Here is a 7,202-nt window from a genome sequence, read left to right on the forward strand (position 1 = left end):
GAATACTCAGCGAGCAGAAGAGCTGTTGCGTAACTTTCGAAAAAATCTTATTGAAGCAATTCCAGAATGCTTTGTGGTGATTGATTCGCTTGGGCTAACATCGTTTGCGAGGATTGCTGCAACACTTGCACTCGGGTTAAATCCATCATTTGACCAGCCATATCGGCATCCCGGATTCTAGATTCTGCAGACTCAAGGTTTAAAGTAGTATTTTCCAAGCCAGTTTTAATGTGTTCGAGCCTATTTTGATAGGAACCTAATTTCGCTCTTTCAGAAGTTAGTGTATTAATAGCATCATCAAACTTTGTTATGGAATCTGCTGCCTTCGCCTGTGTCATCATTGAAACGTCATCAATTCCTAATGGTTGTGATTTGGCATCCATCAAATTGATGCTGAAAGCATCATTACTATCGGCACCTACTTGTAATTGGATGTCTTGAGGTTCTTGCAGCTTTTCATCTTCGCCCTGTTGTTTATTTAAAAATAAAGAGGTAAAAGCTGTTCCGGACAACTTGTCTATGGAGTGATCTGCACCTGCTTCCTTGTGGGTTAGTAATAAACTGTTGTCTGAATAAGAGGCTTTAAGGGCAATATTATTAGATGATAATTGATTATTAATTTCATCTTTTAGTTCACCAGAATTATAATTACCTGAAGTCAGCTCGATGGTGTGCTCCACACCATCTACAAGGAAGGATAGTGAATCATTATTGTCTTCATCAATTGTTAAACCATTTGAGAGATCGGTATTTCCGTATACCATGGCAGGCCTCTCTTCTTGTTCTTCACCTTCCACGGAGTTAATAAAAAGATCCTGATATGCATTGCCGGATAATTGGAGATTGTTTACATCACCAGTTGGTGAAGAGGTCCGAGATAGCTCGATGACATTAATATCCGGGTCCTCATTACCTGGTTGATCCTCTGAATAACTCGGTTCAATAGATGCTTCAAGTTCTACTCCATTGTTTGTTAACCTTGAATTCAATTCATTAATTAGTTCGGTAGAAGTATAATTCCCTTCTGCGATTTCAATTGAATAATTTTGATTATCAAGCTTGATATCAAGATTATTATTAACTCCATTTTCAATTGTAAGTCCTTTGGATAAATCATTATTACCCTGTATGTATTCATCGTCCCATTGGTGACTGAATATAAAAGATGCTGCATTTCCGCTTATGTTTTCAATGTTATTATCACCGTTATCTGTATGCTCTAAACGGCTGGTAGAAAGGGTGCCATTAGAAATAAAGTAGCTGTAAAATTCTACATTGGCATCTGTTTCATCAAGACGTTTATTGACTTCATTTTGAATTTGCTCATCATTACCGTATTCTCCTGGTGTGATCGTAATTGAATAGTCTTCTCCATTAACGGAAAAATCCAGATTATTGTTAACGCCATCTACAAAAGTGTGATAATCAGGATTTGCATTGCTAAAGTTGTTATCTCCGGCCACATAGTGACTGGAGATTCCTTTGTAATCCTGCCCTTTTTCGCGATTTAGAAATAGGTCCGCGGCTAAATCACCTGTAACATGTTCAATGGAGTGGTGGCTTCCGTGATTATTATGAGAAAACTTTAACTCATTATTTTTTAATGAAGCGTTTATATTGATATCTGCATTGTCTAGTTTTGAATTCATTTGATCCATAAGCGCATCTTTATTATAGGTTCCTGCTGAAATCTGAATATCTTTTTTGTTTCCATCTACGACAAATGATAATTGACTGTTTTGGTTTTCTATTATTTCGATCGTATCAAAAGAACCGATTTCTCCAGATACATTAGAAGGTCTTGAAGGATGAATGACATTAGGGTCTTCGTTATAAGTACCATCTATTAAAGGTAAAGTATTGAACTCAGTATCGCTGGCAATCGTATTAACGTTTGCCTTTATTTCTTCGACTTCTTTTTGTATTTCTTCCCGGTCTTGATGAGTCAGGGCCCCATTAGCTGCTTTAACAGATAATTCTCTCCCTCTTTGAAGGCTATTTTGTATACTACTTAAACCGTTTTCGGCCGTTTGAACTAAAGAAACCCCATCCTGCACATTTCTGTTTGCTTGATCCAGTCCGCGAATTTGCGCCTTCATCTTTTCAGATATAGCTAACCCCGCGGCATCGTCGCTGGCTGCATTTATTCGCTGTCCTGACGACAGCTTCCCCATCTTTGATGACAGGGATTTATTGTTTTTATCAAGTTGATTTAGCGTGTTTAATGCTGGAATGTTTGTGTTAATGATCATCATGACACCTGCTCAAATGGTAGATATTCCTTTTATCGGAATATAAGGGAGAGAGATTAAATTTTGATCAATTGAAAAACTGAACAACTATAAGAACTATTGATAATAGATGGAGAAACTTTTTGATCCGAGCCCATTAAAATATATTTGTGTTTCTTATTACTTAGGTCGTAGGTACTTTCTATACCAAGCAACAGGCTAGAATTATAAAGTGCTATCTGGGGATTTGTTCTGACAAATAATGTTTGTTTGTATCCATAGGGAAGCATGTTTGATATATTAATGGATAGATAGGAAGATATGGGGGTTACATGTATGGCAAAATTAACGTTGCAGGAATTGGAATCACACCTTTGGGAATCGGCCAATATTCTACGCGGGAGCATAGATTCTTCCGATTATAAGAATTACATATTCGGATTGTTGTTTTTAAAACGGTTGAGTGACGTGTTTATTGAAAGAGCGCAGGAGATTGAACAGGAAGAAAAGGATGATTACGGCTGGTACGACCGTGATGAGCATCAGTTCTTCGTTCCTGAGAGGGCGCGATGGAACCACATTCAAGTGCAGACTACTGATATTGGTAATGAGATTAACAAAGCCTTTGAAGCATTAGAAGAAGAAAATCAGGCATTACACGGTGTATTAGCCTCGATTGACTTTAATGACAAGGATAAACTGCCTGACAAAATGTTGATGCAGCTCGTTCAGCATTTCTCCGCCATCGACTTGAGCAATAGCAACTTATCAGAACCGGATATGCTGGGCCGTGCTTATGAGTATTTAATTAAACAGTTTGCTGATGATGCCGGCAAAAAAGGCGGCGAATTTTATACACCGTCAAAAGTGGTTAAACTCATTGTGAACTTAATCAAACCGGAAGAAAATATGCGTGTATCGGATCCGACCGTCGGCTCCGGAGGAATGCTTGTTCAGTCGGTAGACTATATTAAGTCACAAGGAGGCGATCCACGTAATTTATCGCTGCATGGACAGGAGAATAATTTGAATACATGGGCGATCTGTAAGATGAACCTGCTACTGCATGGGCTGAGTGACCACCGCATTGAACGCGGTGATACGATTCGTGATCCACAGCTGTTAGGTGACGATAAAGAGCTTTTATTATATGACCGGGTGATTGCCAATCCGCCGTTTTCATTAAAGAATTGGGGCCGTGAAGAAGCGGAAGCGGATGAATATGGCCGTTTCCGCTTCGGTATGCCACCGAAAACCGCCGGCGACTTTGCTTTCGTGCAGCACATGCTCTCTACCCTGAATCATCAAGGAAAAGCAGGAGTCGTCATGCCGCACGGTGTACTGTTCCGCGGAGGTGCAGAAGGAAAAATCCGGGAAGGTTTAGTAAAAGAGGACTTCATTGAAGCGATTATCGGCTTACCGTCCAACCTTTTCTATGGCACAGGCATTCCAGCCTGCATCATGATTTTAAACCGCAATAAAACCCAAGAACAAAAAGGAAAAGTATTTATTGTAGACGGTTCAAACGAGTATCAGGAAGGAAGAAATCAAAATATACTTCGCGACGAAGATATTGAGAATATCGTACAGGCTTATAATGCCTGGGAAGACCAAGAAAAATACTGCCGCATCGTTGACTTAGAAGAAGTTGAAGAAAACGACTATAACTTAAACATTGCCCGTTACATCGATACCACCGAAGAGGAAGAAGAAATCGACGTTCAGGCAGCAGTGGGAGATCTGAAAAAGCTTGAGCAGGAACGTAATGATATTGAAGAGAAGATGTATGGGTATTTGAAGGAGTTAGGGTATGTTAAGTAATAAATCTGATTGGTCTTTTAAAACATTTGATGACATTTGTGAAGTTAGAAAAGAAAAGTTTAACCCAATAAATAATCCTGACCAACCATATATAGGGTTGGAGCATATTGAGTCAGGAGTAGGAGTTATCAATGGCATAGGTTCGTCAAAAGATACAACTAGTATGAAGAATGTATTTAAAGAAAGTGATATTTTATTGGGTAAACTACGTCCATATCTGAAAAAATACTGGTACGCAACTTTCGAAGGTGTGTGTGCAACAGAAGTATTACCTTTAGTAGCTAAACAAAATATTGATGAAAAGTACTTATTTTATTTAGTACAGAATGAAAGTTTTATTAATTATATATCCGACAGAGCCTTCGGTACTAGAATGCCTAGAACCTCATGGAATGAAATTGCAGAATACGAAATACAAATCCCTTTAAAGCTAAAGGAACAACATAAAATTGCAGCCATTCTTTCTTCTGTCGATGAAGCGATCGAAAAAACAGAACAAATCATTGAGCAGACAGAGACAGTGAAAAAAGGGTTAATGCAGCAGTTGTTGACGAAAGGCATTGGGCATACTGAATACAAGAGCTCTTCAATTGGTGTTATTCCTTCCAATTGGGATGTAAAAACTTTAAATGAGCTTGTTGTAAAAATATTTGGTGGTGGAACTCCATCTAGAACAGTCACTGAATATTACAATGGAAAAATTCCTTGGATCACTGTGAAGGATATTGAAGATAAACAAGAGATTGAGGATAGCCAAGAATATATATCAGAGGAAGGGTTGTTAAATAGTTCAGCCACTTTGATACCAAAAGATAATTTAATAGTGTCTACAAGAATGGCGGTAGGAAAAGCATTGAAAAACAATGCTGATGTAGCTATTAATCAGGATATGAAAGGTATTATTGTTAATAATAATATAGTCGAGACAGATTTTCTTCTATATGCTTATATCTATAACACAGACAAAATAAAAAGGTTAGCAACAGGTACTACTGTAAAGGGGATAAGATTAGAACAATTAAAACAAATTCAGTTTAGATTACCGCCTAAAGATGAACAATTAAAAATTGTATCTATTTTATCTAATTTAAATGAAAAACTTAACATTAATAAGAGAGCAAAAAGCAGACTTGAGAAATTAAAGCAAGGCCTCATGCAACAACTTCTAACCGGGAAAGTCCGTGTACCAGTCAATGAAAGCGAGGAGGTTCCGTCGTGAGTGGGGCGCAGGCTTGGAATGAAGAGACGTTAGTGGAAAATCGCATGATTGACCAACTTCAACAGCTTGGCTACACGTATGTTCACGGGACGGTCCTGGAGCAGGAACGGGCGTCGCAGACGGAAGTTGTTTTAAAAGAGCGGCTGCGGGCTGCTGTGATGCATTTGAATCCTTGGATTAATGAGAATAACTTAAATAAAGTTATTCGTACGGTTACCCATATGGAAGCAACGAGCGTCATGGAAGCCAATCAGCATTTCCATGAGATCTTAATTAAATATTTATCCGTTCAGCAGGATCTAGGAAACGGACGGAAAAGCCAGACAGTGAAGTTGATTGATTTTGACCATACTGCCAACAATGATTTTTTAATCACGAGCCAGTTCAGCTACACGCATGCAAGTGACACCATTCGTCCGGATATTATGCTTTATGTAAATGGCCTGCCGCTGGTTGTAATTGAGTGTAAAAGTCCTGCTCTTCAGCCTGAAGAGCAAATTGGTGAAGGAGTCAAACAGTTACGTCGGTATCAACAGGAAAATGAAGCCTTGTTTCACTACAACCAATTTTTAATTGCGACAAGTAATGACCGTGCAAGGGTGGGAACCATTGGGGCGAAAGTACAGCATTATAGTTCCTGGAAAGAACCCTATCCATTAACAGAGAATGATATAGGCGAAAATCCAACACCTCAGGATATTTTAACAGCAGGCATTTTAGAAAAAGAGCGGTTGTTCGATATTATATTAAACTTCATCGTGTATGAACCTGCAGACGGTAAAGTCATTAAGAAAATGACGCGCTACCAGCAGTACCGTGCAGTGAATAAAGCTGTGGAGCGTATTAGGACAGGGGAGCATCCTCAGGCGCGCGGCGGAGTGGTATGGGCTACGCAGGGGTCAGGCAAGTCGCTTTCCATGGTTTTCTTATCGATGAAAGTAAGACGCCTGCAGGAGTTGGAAAACCCTGTGATTGTTGTGGTGACGGATCGTCAGGACCTGGATCAGCAGATAACCAACACGTTTAAACGCTGCGGCTTCCCCAACCCACAGCAGGCCGAGTCTGTGGAAGAGCTGAAAACGCTACTGCAGCAAGGCCCCGGGGCAACTGTGATGACGCTGGTTCAGAAATTCCAGGTGGATGACGGGGAAGACTACCCGTTACTCACGGACGCTGAAAATGTGATTGTACTCGTGGATGAATCGCACCGTTCCCAGTACAGCTCTCTCGCGATGAATATGCGGATTGGTCTGCCGAATGCTACGTATATCGGTTTTACAGGAACACCGATTGATAAAGAGGATAAAAGTACGCTTCGTACGTTTGGAACGTACATTGATAAATATCCGATTGAAAAAGCGGTAGAAGACGGGACAACTGTTCCGATATTCTATGAAGCCCGGTTGATTGATCTGCATGTACAGGGGGAGACGATCGATTCGTTGTTTGACCGTTTTTTCCGAGACTATTCCGATGAAGATAAAGAACGGATCAAACAGAAGTATGTTACAGAAGAGGCCATCACCGCATCATCAAAACGTTTGAAAACGGTGGTCCTCGATATGATCGACCATTACGAACAATACATTAAGCCAAATGGTTTTAAGGGACAGATTGGATCTATGTCAAGAAAGTAGACACCTTTTTTTATGATTTGTCCGTTATAAAACGGAACGGACGCAGGCTTTTTTTCCCACCTGTCAGGATAGATGATGCCGCGGAAGCGTCAAGCTCAAACCGCTTGACCCATCCGCTCTATCATCTAGAGCGGTGGTTAAGGAAAAAAGTATTCTCCTGCCTGCATTAGGAGGTTTCTACGGGCGCTCGACTCCGCAGAACCTGCTGTTTATAATACTGCACCGGGGTCAAATAGTTCAGGGTACTGTGGATACGCTTGCGGTTGTAAATCAGTTCAATATAGCGAAAAATCT

At 40.1% G+C, this 7,202-nt stretch carries 5 protein-coding genes; 3 read left to right on the plus strand and 2 right to left on the minus strand.

Annotated elements, in window-relative coordinates:
* Positions 1–47 precede the first annotated feature (47 nt).
* A complete protein-coding gene (locus G475_RS0120935; protein WP_026702929.1) occupies positions 48–2,252 on the minus strand; it encodes a flagellin N-terminal helical domain-containing protein in 2,205 nt (734 codons plus the stop codon).
* Positions 2,253–2,567: 315 nt separating this feature from the next.
* Between G475_RS0120935 and G475_RS0120940 the strand changes: the two genes are divergently transcribed.
* The 3 genes from G475_RS0120940 to G475_RS25925 are packed head-to-tail and all read left to right on the plus strand — an operon-like array spanning position 2,568 to position 6,908.
* Positions 2,568–4,052: a type I restriction-modification system subunit M gene (locus G475_RS0120940; protein WP_026702930.1), complete on the plus strand. Its 1,485-nt coding sequence runs from the start codon at positions 2,568–2,570 to the stop codon at positions 4,050–4,052.
* Positions 4,042–5,271 carry a restriction endonuclease subunit S gene (locus G475_RS25920; RefSeq protein WP_051302809.1) on the plus strand — a complete coding sequence of 410 codons (1,230 nt, stop codon included), beginning with the start codon at positions 4,042–4,044 and terminating at the stop codon, positions 5,269–5,271. Before G475_RS0120940 ends, G475_RS25920 begins: the two co-directional genes overlap by 11 nt.
* Positions 5,268–6,908, plus strand: coding sequence for a type I restriction endonuclease subunit R (locus tag G475_RS25925; protein ID WP_035712283.1), 1,641 nt, complete (start codon positions 5,268–5,270; stop codon positions 6,906–6,908). The genes G475_RS25920 and G475_RS25925 overlap by 4 nt, the downstream gene beginning before the upstream one ends.
* A gap of 166 nt (positions 6,909–7,074) precedes the next feature.
* Here the strand turns inward: G475_RS25925 and G475_RS28130 are convergent, their stop codons facing one another.
* Positions 7,075–7,200, minus strand: coding sequence for an IS3 family transposase (locus tag G475_RS28130; RefSeq protein WP_407636188.1), 126 nt, complete (start codon positions 7,198–7,200; stop codon positions 7,075–7,077).
* Positions 7,201–7,202: the final 2 nt, after the last annotated feature.

Origin of the sequence: Salibacterium aidingense DSM 18341, assembly GCF_000429685.1 — a bacterium.
Classification (GTDB): Bacteria; Bacillota; Bacilli; order Bacillales; family Marinococcaceae; genus Salibacterium; species Salibacterium aidingense.